At 69.0% G+C, this 21,959-nt stretch carries 3 protein-coding genes; all 3 read right to left on the bottom strand.

Going from position 1 to position 21,959, the window contains the following annotated elements; all coding sequences use genetic code 11:
• Positions 1 to 152: 152 nt before the first annotated feature.
• The 3 genes from IB274_RS06685 to IB274_RS06675 are packed head-to-tail and all read right to left on the bottom strand — an operon-like array spanning position 153 to position 21,762.
• Complete coding sequence (locus IB274_RS06685) at positions 153 to 1,115, bottom strand: alpha/beta hydrolase (RefSeq protein WP_192431233.1); 963 nt, start codon at positions 1,113 to 1,115, stop codon at positions 153 to 155.
• Positions 1,112 to 8,947 (bottom strand): non-ribosomal peptide synthetase, encoded by a 7,836-nt coding sequence (locus IB274_RS06680; protein WP_192431232.1) that lies wholly within the window; start codon positions 8,945 to 8,947, stop codon positions 1,112 to 1,114. Before IB274_RS06680 ends, IB274_RS06685 begins: the two co-directional genes overlap by 4 nt.
• 11 nt (positions 8,948 to 8,958) lie before the next feature.
• Positions 8,959 to 21,762 carry a non-ribosomal peptide synthase/polyketide synthase gene (locus IB274_RS06675; RefSeq protein WP_192431231.1) on the bottom strand — a complete coding sequence of 4,268 codons (12,804 nt, stop codon included), beginning with the start codon at positions 21,760 to 21,762 and terminating at the stop codon, positions 8,959 to 8,961.
• Between the last annotated feature and the right edge of the window lie 197 nt (positions 21,763 to 21,959).

Raw genomic sequence — 21,959 nt, 5'->3', positions numbered from 1 at the left:
GCCCCAGGGCCGGTTTTTTCATGCCTACTGATAATGCGATCTGTCCATAGGAACATCAGCCTTCCTCCGAAGACGCGTGCCAGCGCCTCCCGTCCCGATGGGAGAGGGGAAGACTCTCGCGAAGAACTTCGCGCAGGAAGGGCACGCGACCATTACCGGCGCGCCGCGAGAAATTCCGCGACGCGCTGGTAATAGCCCTCCACCTCCGGCACCAGATTGACCATGCGCAGGAAATCATGGGTCATCCCGCAGCAACGCTCCGCTTCCACTTCCACGCCCTGCTCCACCAAGGCGCGGGCGTAGGCCAGACCTTCGTCCAGCAAGGGATCGAATTGCGCCACGAACAGCAGCGCCGGCGCGCTGCCTTGCAAAGCAGCGCCAGCGTGGACCGGCGAGCAACGCCAGTCATGCCGCTGCGCAACCTCAGGCACATACTGCTGATAGAACCAGTCCAGGCTGGCCGTTTCCAGAAGATAGCCCTCGGCGAACAGTTCCTGGGATTCGCTGCGCACACTGGCGTCCGCTGCCGGATAGAACAGCAGTTGGGCACAGGGCTGCTCGGCGCCCTCGCCCGCCAGCTCCGCGCTGAGCACGGTAGCCAGCGTGGCGCCCGCACTGTCGCCACCAACCGCAAGGCGGCGCGGATTCAGGCCGAGGTTGGCGGCGGACTCCAGCAACCAGTTCCAGGCATCACGGGCGTCATGGGTCGCTGCCGGGAACGGTGCCTCCGGTGCCAACCGATAACCCACCGAAATCACCGCACACTCGCAGTGCTTCGCCAGCCATCGGCACAGCCCGTCATGGGAGTCCAGACTGCCGACCGTGTAGCCACCGCCGTGGAAATACAGGATCGCCGCGTCGCCGGACTCTACCGGCCGATACAGGCGCACCGGCAATTTCCGGCCCTCTCGCGCCTGGATCAGCAGTTCTTCCACTGGCATCGACGGCGCACCGGCCTTGAGCGATTCCGAGGAAGCCTCGAAGTCCTGCCGTGCCTGCTCCAGCGGCTGTTCGTGCAGCGCCGGGCGACCGCTGCCGCGGCGGTCATCGACCATGTCCAGGAAGGCGGAAATCTCCGGATGCAGCATGCCAACCTCTTTCATCATTGCGTTCATACCGTGGCTTGCTCCTGGCGCGCGCCGCTTTCTACCTGGGCGCAGCAATGGCCGATCACCCCTTCCAGTTCCGTGCGCAGCTGCGCCATCAGCGACTCGATGCGCGACGGGCGGAACACCCGGCGGCTGAACATGCAGCGCAGCGTCAGCTCGCCGTCATAGACCTGGCCGACGATCTCCAGCCAGTTGTTCATCGGCGTACTGGCGGCGTAGGTGTCGCCGGGCTTCTCCTGCAACGGCACGAGCAGTGCCTTGTCGTCGAAGCTTTGGTCGAACTGGCCGAGGTAGTTGAAGGTAACGCGCGGCTCGGCGCGAGCGGCGAGCTGGCGGCGCAGCGCGCTGTCACCCAGATAGCGCAGGGCGCCGTAGCCGATGCCCTTGTCCGGCACCGCGCGCAGTTGCTGGCGGATCGCCGGGATGGCCTGGGCGTAGTCGCCCTGCCCCGGCGTCAGGCGCAGCGGGAACAGGCTGGTGAACCAGCCCAGGGTGCGGCTGTGGTCGACCTCGTCGAGGATATCCTCGCGGCCGTGGCCTTCCAGGCCGATCAGCACCGAGTCGCTGTCGCACCATTGGCAAAGCGTGCGCCCAAGAGCAGTCAGCAGCAGGTCGTTGATCTGCGTGCGATAGGCCTCGGGCGCCACCTTCAGCAGGCGCTGGGTCTGCTGGCGGTCCAGGCGCAGGGACAGCTGCTCCAGGTGCGTCATGCGCTCGGCGCCGCGCGGGTTGTCGCGTTGCGGCTCGCCGAGACCGGCGGGTTCGGTCTGCTCCAGCCAGTACGGCAGGTCGCCTTGCGCCACTTGGCTGTCGGCGTAGTCGCGCAGGCCTTCGGCCCAGGCGCGGTAGGCGCTGGTGCGCTCGAAGCGCGGCACCGCCTCGCCAGAGAGCTGCGCAACGTAACGCTGCTGCAGTTCCTCCAGCAGGATGCGCCAGGACACGCCGTCCACGCCCAGATGGTGGATCACCAGCAGCAGGCGCTGGGTGCCGTCGGCCATGTCGGTGAGCACACCGCGCAGTAGCCGGCCTTCGCTCAGGTCCAGGCTGCGTTGTGCCTGGTTGGCGATCAGCAGCGCTTCCTCGGCGTTCGCCGCCTGCCGCTGCCAGAGCAGCGCCCCGGTGATCTCGCTCGCTTCGCGGTAACGCTGGCGCCACAGGCCGTCAGCCCCACGGGCGAACGACAGGCGCAGGCTGCCATGCTCGGCCAGCAGGCCTTGCAGCGCCGCTTCCAGCGCCTCGGCATCGAGGCGCTGGCGGCACTCAAGCAGCACCGCCTGGTTGAAGTGACTGGGCTCCTCCAGCTGCTGCTCGAACATCCATTGCTGGATCGGCACCAGGCCGAAGGACTCGCCGTCGTCCGCCACGGCCACGGCCGCTGTCGGCGCCGCCTCGGCCACGCTCTCGGCGCGCTCCAGCAGACCGGCGATGGTCTGGTACTGCAGCAGGTCGCGCAGGCGGATTTCCACGCCCTCGCCCAGCGCCTGGCGGGCGCGGGAGACGATCTGCAGGCTGAGGATGGAGTCGCCGCCCAGATCGAAGAAGTTGTCGCGGATGCCGACGCGCTCCACCTGCAGCACGTCCTGCCAGATGACCGCCAGCGCCCGCTCGCGCTCGTTGCGCGGCGCCTCGTAGGCCTCGCCCTGCCACGTCGGCTCAGGCAGCGCCTTGCGGTCGATCTTGCCGTTGGGCGACAGCGGGAAGCGCTCCAGCCGGAGAATCTGCGCGGGCACCATGTAGTCCGGCACCTGCTCGCGGAGGAAGCTGCGCAGCGCATCGCCTTCCGCTTCGCTGACCACGTAGCCGACCAGCTGCTTGCCGCTGATACCGTCGCGCGCCACCACCAGCGCCTCGCTGACCTGCGGGTGATCCTGCAGGCGCGCCTCGATCTCGCCCAACTCGATGCGGAAGCCGCGAATCTTCACCTGATGATCGATGCGCCCAACGTAGTCGATCACGCCATCGGCGCGGCCGCGCACCAGGTCGCCGGAGCGGTACAGGCGGCCACCGCTCGCATCGAACGGATCGGCAACGAAGCGCTCGGCCGTCAGCCCGGCGCGCTCGTGGTAACCGCGCGCCAGGCCGTCGCCGCCGATGTACAGCTCGCCGGCCACACCCAGCGGCACCTGACGCAGTTGCTCGTCAAGGATGTACAGCTTGCGCGCACCGACGCCCTTGCCGATTGGCGCATAGGCCGCATCGCAGGATGTCGCGCGGTCGGCCTTCCACAGCAGCGGCGTGACCACGGTTTCCGTGGGGCCGTAGCCGTTGATCAGGTGCTCGGCCCGCAACGCGCGCTTGGCCAGCTCGAAGCTGGCGTTGGGCACCGCGTCGCCGCCGAAACAGTAGATGCGCACGGGCGGCGGGTTGCCGTCACGCAGCGCGTGTTCGGCCAGTTGCTGCAGGTAGACCGGCGGGAAGGCCGCCACGCTCACCTGCTTGTCGTGCAGCACGCGGTAGGTCTGCTCCGGCGTCCACAGCTCGTCGCCGCGCAGCACCAGGCTGCCGCCGTGCACCAGCGTGGTCAGCCAGCGCTCGTGGGCGCCATCGAAGGCGAAGGACATGAAGTGCAGCTCGCGGGTCGCTGCATCCATCCGGTACAGCTCGCCGATGGCCGCGCAGTGCATCGCCAGCGGGCCATGGCTGACCGCCACGCCCTTGGGCCTGCCGGTGGAGCCGGAGGTGTAGATCAGGTAGGCGAGGTTTTCCGCCTCCAGCGCCACCACCGGCAGGTCACTGTCTTCGTCGGTCAGATCAAGGCCGTCCAGCTCCAGGCAGGTCACGCCCGGCGGCACCGGGAGGCGCTCGCGCAGGCGGCTGTCGGTGATCAGCAGCGCAATGCCGGCATCGGACATCTGGAACTCCAGGCGCTCGCGCGGGTACTCGGCGTCCAGCGGCACGTAGGCGCCGCCAGCCTTGAGCACCGCCAGCAGCGCCAGCGGAATGCACACGCTGCGCGGCAAGGCTACGCCGACGCGAACTTCCGGGCCGACACCCAACGCCATCAGGCGATGGGCCAGGCGGTTGGAGTCGCGCTCCAGCGCCGCGTAGTCGACTTCCTCGTCGCCACAGATCAGCGCCACCTCATCGCCACGCAGCGCAGCCTGGCGGGCGATGGCCAGGTGCACCGGCTCGGCCGGCGGCAGCGACTGGTGCGGGCCACAACAGGCAGCCAGGGCCGCACGGTCGCTGGCGGACAGGCATTGCACTTCGCCGATGCGCTTGCCGGCGCCGTGCAGCAGGCTGTCCAGCACCTGTTCCATATTGCCGCGCAGGCGCGCCACGGCGGCTGCGCTGAAATGCGCGCGCAGGTACTGGTATTCGATTTCCAGCCGCTCGCCGACACGTACGGCCAAGTCCATGGGGATGCTGGTCTCGTCCTTCGACTTCAGCTCGCCGAAGCGCGGCCCCTGGGCGCTGCGCAACACCTGGTCGACCGGGTAGTTCTCGAACACGATGATGCTGTCGAACAGCGCCTGCCCGGCCTGGCCGGCCCAGCGCTGGATGTCGTACAGCGGCGTGTGCTCGAACTCGCGCACGTCGAGGTTGTAGGCCTGCAGCTCGCGCAGCCAGTCGCCGAGGTCGGCGTGCTCGGCCGGCGCCTGGACGATGGGCAGCGTGTTGATGAACAGGCCCAGCAGGCTGTCGGCGCCGGCCAGTTGCGCAGGACGCCCGGCCACGGTGGCACCGAAGGCAACGCGCTGCTGCCCGGTGTAGCGCTGCAGCAGGAGAATCCACGCCGCCTGCACCAGGGTGTTGAGCGTCACCCGCTGGCTACGGGCGAAGGCCTTCAGGCGTTCGGTGGCCGCCGCGTCGTAGCGGCTGTATTCCAGGCCGTGGCCGCTGCCTTCGACCGGGCGCGCCAGGCTTTCGGCGAGTACGGTGGGCTGGGCAAAGCCTTGCAGGCGACCGCTCCAGAAGTTCTGGGCCTGCTGCTGGTCCTGCACCTGCAGCCAGTGGATGTAGTCGCGGTAGCGGCCCTGCTCGGCGATGCTCTCGCCGTTGTAGCGGCGCAATGCTTCGGCGAACAGCTGGGCGTTGCTCCAGCCGTCGAGCAGGATGTGGTGGTGGGTGTAGATCAGCTGGTGGCTGGCCCCGGCGCTGCGCACCAGCACCAGCCGCAGCAGCGGCGGGCGTTCCAGGTCGAAGCTGCGGCTGCGCTCGGCGGCGGCCAGTTCGTCCAGCGCCGCCTCCATGTCCTCGCGACCGCGCCAGTCGAGCATCTCAAGCGGCAGCTCGACGTGTTTGTGCACGGCCTGCACCGGTTGATCCAGCCCCTGCCAATGCACACCGGCACGCAGGTTGTCGTGGGCATCCAGCGCGGCCTGCCAGGCGGCACGGAAGCGCTCCACGTCCAGGTCCTGCACCTCCACGCGCAGCTGGTTGACGTAGACACCGCCCTCACTGCCGTCCACGCCGTGGAACAGCATGCCCTGCTGCATCGGCGACAGCGGGTAGAGGTCTTCGATCTGCTCGGGATTAAGACCGAGTGCGGTCAGCTGTGCGGCGTCCGGCGCCTCGAAAGCGGCGACGGCAACCGGGGCATCGGCCGCTACGAAGTCACCGGCCACGCGGGCCAGCGCCTGCAGCGTCTGGTGCTGGAACAGGTCCTTCGGGCTCAGCTGCAGGCCGGCGGCGCGGGCGCGGCTGGCCACCTGGATGGAGACGATCGAGTCGCCGCCCAGCTCGAAGAAGTTGTCATCCAGCCCCACCCGCTCAAGGCCGAGCACGGCGCACCAGATGGCCGCGAGGGTCTGTTCGCGCTCGCTCTCGGGCGCGCGGTAGGTCTTCTGCAACAGGCTGAAGTCCGGCTCCGGCAGCGCCTTGCGGTCGAGCTTGCCGTTGGGGGTCAGCGGCATGCGCTCGAGCTGGACGATCTGCGCGGGAACCATGTAGTCCGGCAACTCTTCCAGCAACGCGGTGCGCAGGTCGCAGTCGATGTGCCCGGTGACGTAGCCCACCAGTTGCTTGACCTGCCCCGCATCGCGGGCGATCACCACCGCCTCGCGCACGCCGGGCTGGCCGAGCAGGCGCGATTCGATCTCACCCAGTTCGATGCGGAAGCCGCGAATCTTCACCTGGTGGTCGATTCGGCCGAGGTATTCCAGCACGCCGTCTGCACGCCAGCGCGCGAGGTCGCCAGTGCGGTACATGCGCGCGCCGGATTCCCTACCGTAGGGATCGGCGATGAAACGCTCGCAGGTCAGCTCCGGGCGCCCGTGGTAGCCGCGCGCCAGGCCGTCGCCGGCGATATACAGCTCGCCCGCCACGCCGATCGGTGCGGGTTGCAGCTCGCCATCGAGGATGTACAGCTGGGTGTTGGCGATGGGCTTGCCGAGCAGTGCGCGGGCGCCCTTTTCTATCTTCCAGGCCGCCGACCAGATGGTGGTTTCGGTAGGACCGTAGAGGTTCCACAAAGCATCAGTTTGTGCGGTCAGCTTGTCCGCCAGCTCGGCGGACAGTGCCTCACCGCCGCAGAAGAAGCGACAACCGCGCAGGCGCGGGAAGTCTTCGTGGCCGCTGAGCAGCGTCCAGGTGCTGGGGGTCGCCTGGATCACCGTCACGCCTTGCTCCAGCGCCACCCCGAGCAGACGTGTCGGGTCGCGGGCGACATCGCGGTCGACCAGCACCACGCGGCCGCCGACCAGCAGTGGCAGGTACAGTTCGAGCGCAGAGATATCGAAGGACAGCGAGGTCAGCGCGAGCACGCGGTCCCCCGCGTCCAGGCCCGGCTCGCGGGCCATGCTCAGCATGAAGTTGACCACGCCGCCGTGGCGAACGGCGACGCCCTTGGGCTTGCCGGTGGAGCCAGAGGTATAGATGACGTAGGCCAGATCATCCGGCTTGGCGAGGTTTGCCAGATCGTTGTCGGCGTAACCGTCGAGCTGCGCCCAGTCGCGGTCCAGGCAGAACGCGCGGGCGCCCGTCTGCGGCAGCTCGCCGAGCAGGTGCTGCTGGGTCAGCAGCAGGCGCACGCCGCCGTCTTCGAGCATGTGCGCCAGGCGTTCGGCGGGGAATTCCGGGTCCAGCGGCACGTAGGCGCCGCCGGCCTTGAGCACCGCCAGCAGGGCCACCGGCAGCTCCACCGAGCGTTCCAGGGCGACGCCGACACGACGGTCCGGGCCGACGCCCTGCTCGCGCAGCCAGTGCGCGAGGCGGTTGGCGCGACGGTTCAGCTCGGCGTAGCTGAAGCTGCGCTGGCCATCGGTGAGCGCCACGTCGGCAGGCGAGCGCTGCACCTGCTGTTCGATCAGTTGGTGCAGACAGGCATCGCGCGGGAAGTCCATCGCGGTGGTATTCCAGCCGTAGAGCAGTTGCTCGCGCTCGCTGCCGTCCAGCAATGGCAGGCGCCTCACCGGGCATTGCGGGTCGCGCACCAGGGCCTGCAGCAGGTTGAGGAAGTGCCCGCCCAGGCGTTCGATGGTCGCCGCGTCGAACTGGTCGGTGGCGTACATGAACTGCCCGCGTATCTGGCCGTCGCGGCTCTCCTCGGTGTTCAGGGTCAGGTCGAACTTGGCGATGCCGCTGTCCAGCTCCAGGCTTTCCAGCTGCAGGCCGCCGGGCAGCTCGCGCAAGGCGTCGCGGCGGCTCGGCTGGTGGTTGCAGGCCACCTGGAACAGCGGGTTGTAGCTCAGGCTGCGCTCGGGTTGCAGCGCATCCACCAGTTGCTCGAACGGCAGGTCCGGGTTGGCCTGGGCGCCCAGCACGGCTTCGCGGGTGCAGGCGAGGAAGGCGTTGAAGGATTCGTCGCCGTTGATGCGCGCCGACAGCACCTGGGTATTCACGAAGAAGCCGATCAGCCGTTCGCTCTCGGCGCGGCCCCGACCGGCGATGGGCACGCCGACGCGCAGCTCGCGCTGGCCGCTGTAGCGCGACAGCAGCAGCTGGTAGGCCGCGAGGATCAGCATGAACAGCGTGGCGCCCTGCCCCCGCGCCAGTTCGCGCAGGGCGTCGCAGAGCGCGCGGGGCAGCTCGAAGTCCAGCGTCGCGCCGCGGTAGCTCTGCACCAGCGGGCGCGGCCGGTCGCCCGGCAAGGTCAGCAGCAGGGATTCGTCGCCCAATTGCTCCTTCCAGTAGGCCAACTGCCGCTCGCCCTCCCCGGCCGCCAGCCAGAGGCGCTGCCAGCGGGCGATGTCGCTGTACTGGATCGGCAAGGCGCCCAGCTGGGCCTGGGTGCCTTGCACCTCGGCGCTGTAGAGCGCAGCGAACTCGTCAATCAGCACGCCGATGGACCAGCCGTCGGCAACGATGTGGTGCAGGTTCACCAGCAGCAGCGCTTCGCCCGGCAGGCGCGCCAGGTGCAGGCGCAGCAGCGGGCCTTCGGCGAGATCGAAGGAGCGCTGGGCGCACTCGTTGAGCCATTGCCGCGCCTCGGCTTCGCTACTGAAATCCTTCGCCTCCAGATGCGCCGGGCCGGGAGGCAGGATGCATTGCAGCACCTCGCCAGCAGGTTCCCGTAGGGCGGATAACGCGCCAGCGTTATCCGCCGAGGAAGCGTGCCCAGACTGCGCCGCGCGGAACACCGTGCGCAGGCTTTCATGGCGCGCGATCAGCGCGGCGAAGGCGCGCTGGAGCGCACCCTCGTCCAGCGCGCCGCGCAGGCGCACGGCAGCGGGAATGTTGTAGGCGGCGCTGTGCGGCTCCATCTGCCAGAGGAACCACAGGCGCGCCTGGGCCGCCGAGAGCGGCGCGTGCTCGCGCCCCTCGCGGAGGATCGGCAGGCGCGACAGGCTCACGCCCTTCTCTCGCAGCTGACGGAGGAAAATGATCTGCTTGTCCTCGGACAGCGCACCAAGGCGCTCCGCGACCTGTTTCAGCTGGGCGTCCATCGGCTGGTTCATTCCCCCACTCATCAAAGATTCTCCAGCTCGCCGAGCAGTTCGTCCATCAGGTCCAGTTCCTCTTCCGCGCTGGCGGCGCCTGCCCGCTGGGCTTCGATCCAGGCAGCCAGCGCCTCGATGTTGCTCAGCTCGAACAGGCGGTGCAGCGGCAGTTCCAGGCCCAGGCCCAGGCGCTGACGCAGGGTCAGGCCGACCTGGGTGAGCAGCAGCGAATGGCCGCCCAGTTCGAAGAAGTCGTCGTGCAGGCCGACGCGGTCCACCTGCAGCACGTGCTGCCAGATGCCGGCCAGCTCGACTTCCAGGTCGCTGCGCGGCGCCGTGTACTCGCGCAGGCTGTCACCCAGTTGCGGGTCTGGCAGGGCCTTGCGGTCCAGCTTGCCGTTGGGCGACAGCGGCATGGCATCGAGGGCGATGATCCGCGACGGCACCATGTAGTCCGGCAATTCGCCTTGCAGTGCCTGGCGCAGGGTCTCGGGTTCGGCGCTGGTGACCACGTAGGCCAGCAGCACACCGTCCTTGGCCACCACGACCGCTTCGCTCACCTGCGGATGGGCCTGCAGGCGCGCCTCGATCTCGCCCAGTTCGATGCGCAGGCCGCGAATCTTCACCTGGTGATCGAGACGGCCGAGGTATTCGATGGCGCCGTCTTCGCGCTGGCGAGCCAGATCGCCGGTACGGTACAGGCGTTCTCCACTGCCGAACGGGTCGGCAATGAAACGCTCGGCAGTCAGGCCGGGACGAGCGTGATAACCGCGTGCCAGACCGACTCCGCCGATGTACAGCTCGCCGGCCACGCCTTGCGGCACCGGTTCCAGGCGCTCATCCAGCAGCACCAGGCGCAGGTTGTCGATGGGCCGGCCGATGGGCACGACCTGCCGCGCGTTGTCCTCGTCACCGGCCCAGAAGCTGACGTCGATCGCCGCTTCGGTCGGGCCGTAGAGGTTGTGCAGCTTCGCACTGCTGCGCTGGCGGAACTGCTGTTGCAGCTCATAGGACAGTGCCTCGCCAGAGCACATCACCTGCTGAAGCGACGGGCAGCGCTCCAGTTCACCGGAGGCGACGAAGGCCTGCAGCATCGACGGCACGAAGTGCAGCGTGGTTACCTGCCCCGCCTCGATCACCTGACGCAGCGCCAGCGGATCGCGATGCGCGCCGGGCGCGGCGACCACCAGGGTGGCACCGGTCAGCAGCGGCCAGAAGAACTCCCACACCGACACGTCGAAGCTGAACGGGGTCTTCTGCAGCACGCGGTCGGAGGCATCCAGCGCATAGGCCTTCTGCATCCAGTTCAGGCGATTGACCAGCGCGCGATGGCTGTTGCCGGCGCCCTTGGGCTTGCCGGTGGAGCCGGAGGTGTAGATCAGGTACGCCAGGTTCTGCGGGCTGCCGGCGATGGCCGGGTTCTGCTCGGAGGCCGTGGCGATTTCGCTCCACTGGCTGTCCAGGCAGATCATTGCGGCATTGCTCGCCGGTAGACGATCCAGCAGATGCTGCTGGGTCAGCAGCAGGCTCACGCCGCTATCGGCCAGCATGTGCTGCAGGCGTTCCTGCGGATAGTCCGGGTCCATCGGCACGTAGGCGCCGCCGGCCTTGACGATGCCCAGCAGGGCCACCACCAGTTCCACCGAACGCTCGGCGGCCACACCGACCAGTACGTCCGGGCCGACGCCCTGCCCACGCAACCAGTGCGCGAGCTGGTTGGCACGGGCATTGAGCTGGGCGTAGCTCAGGCGTTCGTCGCCGAACTGGAGAGCCAGCACGTCCGGGGTCGCGGCGACCTGGCGTTCGATCAGCTCCTGCAGCTGCACGTCGGCCGGGAACTGCGCCTCGGTGTCGTTGAAGCGTTGCAGCAGTTCGTTGCGCTCGGCGTCTGCCAATTGGCTGATCCGGCCCAGCGGGCGCTCGGCATCCTCCACCAAGGCCAGCAGCAGGTGCTCGAAGTGGCCGCGCAGCTGCTCGATCTGGCTCGCGCTCAGGCGGTCGGCGCGGTAGGTGTAGCGCACGTCCAGCTGTTCGCCGGCGCTGGCCACCAGGGCCAGAGCGTAGTTGGTGCCGTCCACCGGGTGGTGGCCGAGGATGCGCAGCTCGTCCTCGCTGGACGAGGACAGCGCCGCATCCATGGGGAAGTTCTCGAACACGATGATGCTGTCGAACAGCGCCTGCCCGCCACGGCCGGCCCAGCGCTGGATGTCGTACAGCGGCGTGTGCTCGAACTCGCGCACGTCGAGGTTGAAGGCCTGCAGCTCGCGCAGCCAATCACCGACGCGCTGGGCGTCATCCGGCGTTTGCAGGATAGGCAGGGTATTGATGAACAGGCCGAGGCTCTCCTCCGCCCCCGGCAGCGTGGCCGGGCGCCCGGCGACGGTGGCGCCGAAGGTCACGCTGCGCTGCCCGCAGTAGCGTTGCAGCAGCAGCGCCCACGCGCCCTGCACCAGGGTGTTGAGGGTGATGCGCTGAGCCTGGGCAAAGCGTTGCAGCGGCGCGCTGTCGAGGCGGCTGTGCAGCTCGCGCAGCGGCTCCTCGCGGAAACCGGCGTTGCAGGCGGTGGCCAGCAGGGTCGGTTCGTCGAAGCCTTTCAAACGCTCGCGCCAGAAGCTCTCGCCCGCCGCGCGGTCCTGGGCATGCAGCCAGCCGATGTAGTCGCCATACTGCGCCGCTGGCGCCGGCAGTGTCTCGCCACGGTAGAGCGCGAGCACTTCGCCGATCAGCCGCGCGCTGCTCCAGCCGTCCAGCAGCAGGTGGTGGCAGGTCCAGATCAGGTGGTAGCGGCGCTCGCCCAGGCGTACCAGCGCCAGGCGTTGCAGCGGCGGTTTGGCCAGGTCGAAGCCGAGGTTGCGCTGGGCGTCAGCGACCTTTTCAAGCTGCTGTGCGCTGACCTGCTGGTCGCGCCAGTCGAAGGACTGCACCGGCAACTGCACGTCGCGCAGGACGAACTGCAGCGGCGCCGCGTCGGCACTGGCGAGGAAGCCGGTGCGCAGGTTGGCGTGGCGGGTGATGACCGCGCGCCAGGCATCGAGGAAACAAGCCTCGTCGAGGCCGTCCAGATCGACGCGCAGTTGGTTGACGTAGAGCGAGGAGCCCGGCACGTCGAGGGCGTGGAACAGCATGCCCTGTTGCATCGGCGACAGCGGATAGAGGTCGTCCACCCCAGCCGGCAGCGGCAATGCGTCGAGCTGTTGCTGGTCGAGATCGAGCAGCGGCAGATCATTTGCGCCGAGCTTGCAGGGATGGCTCAGGCACCAAGCGACCAGTGCTTGCAGCTCGGCGCGCAGCAGCGCTTGCAGCTCATCGATGTCCGCCGCGTCGAACATGGCGCTGCTGTAGGTGACCTCCAGGCTCAGCTCGCCGCCGAGCACGCGGCCGGCGTAGACCAGCGCGTTACCCAGCGCAGCGTTCAGCGGCTGGCTGCGGCCCACGCCTTCGAAGGCCGGCAGGAAGTCGGCGTCGGCGAAAGCCTGGTCGAGCTGGCCGAGGTAGTTGAAGGTCACCTGCGGCGCCGGCAGGTCACGCAGGCTGGCGGCGTGCTGGCTGAGATAGCGCAGCTGGCCGTAGCCGATGCCGGCGCGCGACAGATTGCGCAGGTGTTCGCGGGTGGCGCGCAGGTCCGCACCCGGCTCGCCGCCGGCTTGCAGGCGCACGGGATAGAGCGCAGTAAACCAGCCCACGGAGCGGCTCAGGTCCAGCGCTGCATCGCCGTCGAAGGCGTCGCGACCGTGGCCTTCCATCTCCACCAGCGCAGAGCTTTCACCGCTCCAGGCGCACAGGGCGCGGGCCAGCGCGGTCAGCAGCAGGTCGTTGATCTGCACGCGTTGCGCCTTCAGCGCCGGGCCGAGCAGTTGGCGGGTGGTCTCGGCGTCGAGGCTGAAGCGCGCGTTGGCGGCTTCCTTCCAGGTGGCCGGGGCGCCGCTGCGGGCGCGGGTCAGACGCGGCGCATGGCGCAGCTGGGCCTGCCAGTAGTCCAGCTCGGCGGCCACTTCGGCACTGTTCGCCGCCGCCTGCTGGCGGGCGCTCCAGGCCTGATAGCTGTCGCTGCGCGGCAATGCGGCAGGCGTGCGGCCGGCGCGTAGTTCGCGGTAGGCGTATTGCAGGTCTTCCAGCAGGATGCGCCAGGACACGCCGTCCACCGCCAGGTGATGGATCACCAGCAGCAGGCGCTCGCTGCCATCCTCCAGGCCGACCTGCATGGCGCGCAGCAGCGGGCCATTGGCGATATCGAGGCTGGCCTGGGCGTCGTCGCACAGGCGTTCCAGGGTACGGGCGTCCGCCGCGCGGCGCCGCCACAGCAGCGTCATATCCAGCGGGCCGTGTTCGGCGTAACGCTGGCGGTTGCCGTCGAAACGCAGGCGCAACGCATCGTGATGGTCGACCAGCCAGTGCAGCGCGCGGGCGAGGACGTCGCCGTCCAGCGCTTCACGCGGTTGCAGCAGCAAAGCCTGGTTCCAGTGGTGACGCTGGGCGCTCGGCACGCGCTCGAAGAAGCGCGCCTGCACCGGCGACAGCGCCACTTCACCGCTGACCGCAGCAACCGGCGCGGGTGCTGCCGGCGCGGCCGGAGCGCGGTTTTCCAGCCACTGCGCCAGTTGGCGGACGCTCTGCCGCTCGAACAGCTGCTTCGGGCTGAGCTTGTAACCGAGTTTGCGGATGCGCGCGATGATCTGCAGGCTAAGGATGGAGTCGCCGCCCAGCTCGAAGAAGTTGTCTTCGGCACCGACGCGCTCGACCTTCAGCACCGCTTGCCAGATATCAGCGATGCGCTGCTCCAGTTCGCTAAGCGGTGCGCTGTCCACGGCCTTGGCGACCGCCTCGGCGCGCGGCAGCGCCTTGCGGTCGACCTTGCCGTTGGCGTTCAGCGGCAGGCGCTCCAGCAGCACCAGCTGAGCCGGTAGCAGGTATTCCGGGACGGCAGCGACCAGGGCTTCGCGCAGGCTTTCCACACTCTGCACATCAGTCACGGCCCAGGCCAGCAGCCTCATCGGGCCGTCGTTGTCACGCTCGGCCAGCGCCACGGCATCACGCACGCCGGGCAGACGCTTGAGCGCTTGCGCCAGTTCACCCGGCTCGACGCGGTAACCACGGATCTTCACCTGATCATCGACGCGGCCGAGGAATTCCACGACGCCGCGACGGCTCAGCCGCACGCGGTCGCCACTGCGGTACAGGCGCTCGCCCTCAATCGCCACGAAGCGCTCGGCGGTCATTTCCGGCAGGCCGAGGTAACCCAGCGCCAGGCCCGCGCCGCCGATGTACAGCTCGCCGGGCACGCCCGGCAGCAGGTCGCGGCCGTTCTCGTCGAGCACGCGAATGGCACTGTTGGCCAGCGGCGTACCGATGGGCAGGCTGGCTGCCGGCAGGTCGTCCAGCAGCGACCACTCGTGGGTCAGCACGCCCACGGTGGATTCACTGGGGCCGTAGTGGTTGACGATGCGCAGCTTGGGCGCAAGGTCGCGGATCGGCTGCAACAGCGCGCGGTCGCAGGCTTCACCGCCGACCACCAGCAGACGCCGCGGCAGTACGGCGGCGGCGTTGGGTGCGGCGGCCAGCAGGCCGGCGAGATGACTGGGGACGATCTTCAGCACGTCCACGTCCTGTATGAACGCGGCGAAGCGCTCGGCATCGGCCACGGCCTGGGCATCCGCCAGGTGCAGGCGACCGCCGCCGCACAGCGCACCGAACAGCGTGGTGTGGCCGAGGTCGGCCGCCACCGAGGAAACCATCGCCATGCCCAGGCCCTGGGCGCGGCCCTGGTCCAGTTGCAGGCGTTCGAGCACGGCCTGCACATAGTTGGCCAGCGCGGCGTGGCTGATGCGCACGCCCTTGGGCTGGCCGGTGGAGCCGGAGGTGAAGATCACATAGGCAGCCTGTTGCGGATCGATGCTCCGAACAGGTGCGACGGTGCTGCCCTGCTCCGGGCCACCAGCCGGGATCAGCATGGCGGCGGCGCCGAAGGTTTCCAGCAGAGCGGCATCACTCACCAACACGCGGCCGATACCGTTGTCGGCGAGCAACTGGCGCAGGCGCTCGGCCGGTTGCGCCGGGTCCAGCGGCACATAGGTGGCCCCGGCCTTGAGCACGCCCAGCAGCAGGAGCACCCACTGCGCGCTGCGCTCCTGGCAGAGGGCGACGCACTCGCCCTGCTCCACGCCGCTGGCGATCAGCGCGTTGGCCAGGCGGTTGCTGCGCTGGTCCAACTCGGCGTAGCTGTAGCGGATGCGGTCGTCCTGCACGGCAATGGCGTCCGGCTGCGCAGCGACCTGCGCGGCGAACAGGCCGAGCACGTCCTGCTGCGGCCACTGGCGGGCTTCGCCACGACGGAGCGAGGCGACCGGGCGCGGCAGTTCGCCGAGGGCGCGCTGCGGCTCGGCGCACAGCTGGCGCAGCAGCGCTTCGAACTGCCCGGCGATGGCGGCGACGCTGTCCTCGTCGAACAGGTCGCGGGCATAGACGAAGCTGCCGCGCAGCTCATCGCCCGGCTGGCCGCTGGCGTCCAGCGCCTCGGCCATGTCCAGCGCGAGGTCGAAGCGCGCGCCGTACTGTTCCTCGCTGAATAGTTCCAGCTTGAGCGCACCGGCATCGGGCAGGCGGCTGACGTCGAAGCCGAAGTTGAACTTCACCTGCACCAGCGGGTTGTAGGCCAGGCTGCGCTCGGGCTGCAGGGCTTCCACCAGCTGTTCGAACGGCAGGTCCTGGTGCGCCTGGGCGCCCAGGGCCAGCGGCTTGAGACGAGCCAGCAGCGCGGCGAAGGATTCGTCGTCGCCGAGGGCGAACGGCATGACCTGGGTGTTGACGAAGAAGCCGATCAGCCCTTCGGTTTCCAGCTGCTGGCGGTTGGCGATGGGCACCGCGACGCGCAGGTGGCGCTGGCCGCTGTAGCGCTGCATCAGCACCGCGTAGGCACCGAGCAGCAGCATGAACAGGGTGACATCCTGCTCGCGGGCCAATTGCTTGAGGCGGCTGCCAAGTCCGGCGTCCAGGCTGAAACCGAGGCTGCCGCCGCGGTAGCTCTGCACGGCCGGGCGCGGGCGGTCGGCGGCCAGTTCCAGCACGGGCGATTCTTTTTCGGAATCAGCACGGCTCAGTTGCTCGGTCCACCAGCTCAGCTGACGCTGGCCCTCCTCGCCCACCAGCAGCTCGCGCTGCCACTGGGCGTAGTCGGCGTATTGCACCGGCAGCTCCGGCAGTTGCAGTTCTTCGCCTGCTGCGAAGGCGCCATAGAGGCGGCTGAACTCGTCCACCAGCACGCGGATCGACCAGCCATCGGAGACGATGTGGTGCATCGTCAGCAGCAATACGTGGTCGGCGTCGGCCAGCTTGAGCAGGGTCAGGCGCAGCAGCGGGCCGTTGCGCAGGTCGAACGGACGCTGTGCTTCTTCCTCGGCCAGCTTGCGGGCGGCGCTTTCTGCATCTTTTTCAGCGGACAGGTCGACCCATGCCATATCCAGGGGCTGCGCCGGCTGGATACGCTGGAAGGCCTGGCCGTCCACTTCATCGAAGGTGGTGCGCAGGGTTTCGTGGCGCGCCACCAGGACGTCGAAGGCACGGCGCAGTGCGGATTCGTCCAGCTGGCCGCGCAAGCGTAGCGCGCCCGGCACGTTGTAGGCGGCGCTGCCCGGTTCCATCTGCCAGAAGAACCACAGGCGGCTCTGGGCAGCGGACAGCGGCAGGTCGCCGTCGCGGGCCACGGCTCGCAGTGCCGCGCGAGCGCTGGGCGCAAGAGCCGTCAGCCGTGCAGCAAACTCGTCCAGGCGGCTGGCTTCGAACAGGTCGCGCAGCGGCACTTCGCAGCCCAGGTCACGGCGCAGTCGGGAAATCACTTGCGTGGCCAGCAGCGAGTGGCCGCCCAGCTCGAAGAAGTCGTCCTCGCGGCCCACCGCGGGCACGCCGAGTACTTCGGCCCAGACGGCGGCGACGCGGCTTTCCAGCCCGTCGCGCGGGGCTTCGGTGGTGCTGGCGGTTTCCTGCGGGTCGGGCAGCGCCTTGCGATCGATCTTGCCGTTGGCGTTGAGCGGCATCTGTTCCAGCACGAGGATGCGCGACGGCACCATGTAGTCCGGCAGCTGTGCGCGCAGGGCGGCTTTCAGGGCGTCCTCGGCGAGGCTGTCACCACAGACGTAACCCAGCAGGCGCTTGTCGCGTTCGCTGTCGCGGGCGATCACCGCCGCTTCGCGCACGTCGGGCAGCGCGCGCAGGCGGGCTTCGATCTCGCCCGGCTCGATACGGAAGCCGCGAATCTTCACCTGCTGGTCGACGCGACCGAGGTAGTCCAGCGCACCGTCTTCACGCCAGCGCACGCGGTCGCCGCTGCGGTACAGTCGGCCCGCCTGGCCGTATAAACAGAAAGGGTCGGCGACGAAGCGTTCGGCGGTCATGCCGGCGCGCTGGTGGTAACCACGGGCCAGGCCGTGGCCGCCGATGTACAGCTCGCCGGCCACACCGCGCGGCAGTGGCTGCAGGCGGTCGTCGAGGATGTACAGGCTGCGTTCGCCGACCACTTCGCCGATGGGCGCGTAGGCCGCGCCGCAAGTCGTGTGTGCGTCCGCTTTCCACAGCATGGGGGTGACCACGGTTTCGGTCGGGCCGTAGCCGTTGATCAGGTGTTCGGGTTTGAGCGCCCGGTGCGCCAGGTGATAGGCCGCCTCCGGCACTGCATCACCGCCAAAGCAATAGATGCGCATGCTCGGCGCGTGACCGGTGATCAGAGCTTGCTCAGCCAACTGCTGCAGGTAGGCCGGCGGGAAGGCGGCGACCGTCACGGCATGGCGGCGCAGCTGTTCCAGGGTCTGCTCGGCGGTCCACAGCGCGTCATTGCGGATCAGCAGGCTGCCACCGTGGGACAGCGCGGTGAGCCAGCGTTCGTGGGCACCGTCGAAGGCAAAGGACATGAAGATCAGCTCGCGGTCCGCCTCGCTCATGGCGTAGCGCTGGCCGATGGCGCGGCAGTGCGCGGCAATCTCGCCGTGGGCGACGGCAACGCCCTTGGGCTGGCCGGTGGAACCGGAGGTGTAGATCAGGTACGCGAGGTTCTGCGCCTGGATGCGCACCAGCGGACGCACGGCCAGGGCGTTGCCGAGGTCGGCCTCTTCCAGCACCAGACGCTCAACGCCTTCGGGCAGCGGCAGGCGTTCGGCCAGCTCGGCGTTGGTCAGCAGCAGGTCGACGCCGGCGTCCTGCATCAGCCAGGCCAGGCGCTCTTCGGGGTAGTCGATGTCCAGCGGCAGGTAGGCGCCGCCAGCTTTCATGACGGCCAGCAGGGCCAGCGGGATGTCCACGCCGCGCGGCAGCGCCACGGCGACTCGGCGCTCGGCGCCGATACCACGCTGGATCAGGCGTTGCGCCAGGCGGTTGGAGCGATCCTCCAGCTCGGCGAAATTTACTTCGCGCTGCTCGTCGAGCAGCGCGACCTTGGCCGGATGGCGGCGGGCCTGGGCGGCGATGGTCTCGCTCAGCGCCTCGAAAGCCGGCGCATCACCGGCCACGGCGATGCTCCAGTCACTGGCGGGCAGCCAGTCGCGGGCGTCCAGCACGGCGTCGGCATTGAGCTGCGGCAAGGCGCGCAGCAGGTCGAGGAAGTGCCCGACCAAGCGCTGCATGCCGGCGGCGGCGTAACGCTCGCGGGCATAGCAGAAGCTCAGACGCAGGGTCTGTTCGCCCTCGCGGACTCGCAGCACCAGGTCGAAGGGTGTTTCCAAGTCGAGCTGTTCCAGGGCTTCCACGCTGACGCCGGGCAGGCCGTTGCCGGCGCGCGGCTGCCACTGGTGGTCGAAGGCGACCTGGCACAGCGGGTGGCGACCGTGGCCGCGCTCGGGTTGCAACGCTTCCACCAGTTGCTCGAACGGCAGGCCCTGATGCGCCTGAGCTTGCAGAAGGTCATCGCGCAGCTGGCGGAGCACGCCGCGCAGGGTGGCGCCTTCGGGCAGTTCGCTGCGCAGCACCAGCAGGTTGACGAAGAAGCCGACCAGGCGCTCGCTGTCGAGCTGCTCGCGGCCGGCCTGGGTCAGGCCGATGCGCAGGTCGTGCTGGCCGCTGTAGCGCTGCAGCAGCAGGTTGTAGGCGCTGAGCAGGAGCATCGGCAGGGTCGCGCCGTGGGCCTGGGCTAGGCTGCGCAGTTTCGCGGTCAGCTCGGCGTCCACCTCGCGCTCGACCAGCTCGGCGCTCTGGCCTTTTTCACCCGTCGTGAAAGGCAGCTCCAGCGGCGAATGCTGAGTGCCCAGGCGCTCGCTCCACCAGTCCAGCAGTTGCGCGCCCTCGCCCGCTTCCAGCTTGTGCTGGTGGGCGGCGGTGAGGTCGAGGTACTGGCGCGGCAGTGCCGGCAGCACGGGCTCGCGCTGTTCGACGATGGCGCGGTAGCACTCGGCGAATTCGTCCAGCAGCAGGTTCAGCGACCAGCCGTCAGCGATGATGTGGTGCACGCAGAGCAGCAGCGCCTGGCGGCCACCGCCGAGGTTCTGCAGGCGCAGGCGCAGCAGCGGTCCGCTGGCCAGGTCGAAGGGCTGTGCGGCGAAGGCATCGGCATCCTCGCGGGCGGCGATGTCGCGGCGGGCGTTGCCCAGGGAGCTGAAGTCGCTCTCGGTCAGCTCCACTTGCGCGGCATCGGACAAGCTCAGCGACACCTCGCCATCGGCCTGTTCGATGAAGCGGCTGCGCAGGGTTTCATGGCGGCCCAGCAGCACGGCGAAGGCCTGCTCCACCGCCGGGCTGCGCAGTTCGCCGCGCAGGTTCATGCGCCCGGCGATGTGGTAGACGGCGCTTTCCGGCTCCAGCTTCCAGAGGAACCACAGGCGGCGCTGGGCCGGCGACAGCGGCAGCAGGCCGTCACGCGGAACCTGCGGCACGCTTTCGACTGCAGCAGTCGGCAGGGCTGCCAGGGCGGCGGCGAAGGCGCCCAGCTCCGGCGCTTCGAACAGCAGGCGCAATTCCACGGCGCGGCCAAGACGCTCGCGCAGGCGCGCCATCAGCTGGGTGGCCTTGATCGAGTTGCCGCCGAGGGCGAAGAAGTTGTCGTCGCGGCGGATCGCCGGCAGCTCCAGCACTTCGCTCCACAGCGCGGCGATGGCTTGCTCCTCGGCCGACAACGGCGCCACCGGCTTGGCGCTGGCACCATCGCTGATCGGCTCGCCAGCGCGCTGGATGGCGTAGGCCTGCAGGCTGCCGTCGAGCAGCTGGGTGCGGCAGGCCGAGCGTTGCAGCTTGCCGCTGGAGGTCTTGGGCAGTGCGCCCGGTTCCAGCAGCGCCACCACCAGCGGCGCTTCCTGGAAGGTTTCCGCCACGGCGGCAGAAATGGCCTTGGCCAGTGCCTCGGCGGAGATCAGCTTGCGCACGCTGCGCCCGACTTCGGCGGCGATGCCGATGCCCTCGCGGCCCTGATGCTCGATGGCGAAGGCAGAGACGCGGCCCTTGCGCACCAGGTCCACCTCTTCCTCGACGCAGCGCTCCAGGTCCTGCGGGTACAGGTTCTGGCCACGGACGATGAGCATGTCCTTGAGGCGGCCGGTGACGAAGAGTTCGTCGTTATGCAGGAAGCCCAGGTCGCCGGTGCGCAGCCAGGTGCGACCGTCCTTCTCGACGAAGGTGCGTGCGCTGGCCACCGGGTTGCGCCAGTAGCCGAGGGCGACGCTGGGGCCGCTGCTCCAGATTTCGCCGACGCGGTCCGGGCCGAGGCTTTCGCCGCTCAGCGGGTCGACCAGCTGGATTTCATGATCGGGCTGGGCGCGGCCGCAGTTGATCAGCGAGGTGCCGCGACCCGGACGGGCGATGTTCTCGCCCAGGGCATCGAGGTCCACTTCCAGCTGGCCGATGCCGTCGCCGCGTACGCCACCGGTGACGAACAGGGTCGCTTCGGCGAGGCCGTAGCAGGCGTAGAAGGACGAGGCGTCGAACTGAGCCGGGGCGAACCAGGCGGCGAAGCGCTCCAGGGTGTCCGGGCGGATCGGCTCGGAGCCGGAGAAGGCCACACGCCATTTGCTCAGGTCGAGACCTTCCATGGCCGCCTCGTTGACCCGCTCGCAGCACAGGCGGTAGGCGAAGTCCGGCCCGCCGCTGACGGTGCCGCCGAAGCGGGCGATGGCCTCCAGCCAGCGGCGCGGGCGTTCGAGGAAGTAGCGCGGCGACATCAGTACGCATTCGATTCCGCTGTAGATCGGTTGCAGCAGGCCGCCGATCAGGCCCATGTCGTGGAACAACGGCAGCCAGCTGACGATCACGTCGTCGTCACCGATGCCGAAGCCGTGGCGGATCAGGCGCTCGTTGGCCACCAGGTTGCCGTGGCTGACCTGCACGCCCTTGGGCGTCGAGGTGGAGCCGGAGGTGTATTGCAGGAAGGCGATGTCGTCGTCGGCCAGCTCGGGCATCTGCCATTCGACGGCCAGCGCCGGGTCGGCCTGGTCCACCGCCAGCAGCAGCGGGCTGTCGCCGTTCTCGCGCTCGCAGGCCGGGCGCAGGGCGTCGATCAGCGTGGAATCGGTGAGCACCAGGCTCGGTTCGGCGTCATCGAGGATCGAGCGCAGGCGCGCCAGGTGCTGCGGGCGCACGGATTCCGGCGGGTAGGCCGGCACGGCGATGATCCCCGCGTAGAGGCAGGCGAAGAACGCGGTGACGTACTCCGGGCCGCTGGGCAGCAGCAATACGGCGCGGTCGCCGTGCTGGCCGTGGCGCAGCATCCAGGCAGCCATGGCGCGGGCGCGCTCGTCCAGCTCGCGGAAGCTGATGGGCTGTTCGAGGTCCTCGGCGATGAATCGCAGGGCGGTCTTGCGCGGCATTTCGCAGGCGCGTTGCAGCAGGGCCTCGACCAGGTTTCCTGCGGCTTCGTAGCGGTCGTTCATGACATCACCTGTTCTGTCGGCGAGCGCGTGGGGCCCGCCGGAGGGAAATTCGTGGGTTCAGCTGTTTTGCGCTTTTGGGATCGGAGAGCCGAACTGCTGACTCGCTCCGACCGGTCCCCTCTCCCCCTGGGAGAGGATTAGGGTGAGGGTGCTACCGGCGACTTCTGTGCTCGGCCACTTCCCTCACCCCCCGCCCT

Source organism: Pseudomonas sp. PDM18, assembly GCF_014852585.1.
Classification (GTDB): domain Bacteria; phylum Pseudomonadota; class Gammaproteobacteria; order Pseudomonadales; family Pseudomonadaceae; genus Pseudomonas.
Note: the sequence above shows the minus strand (reverse complement) of the source record. Positions and strands in the feature narration are given on the sequence as shown.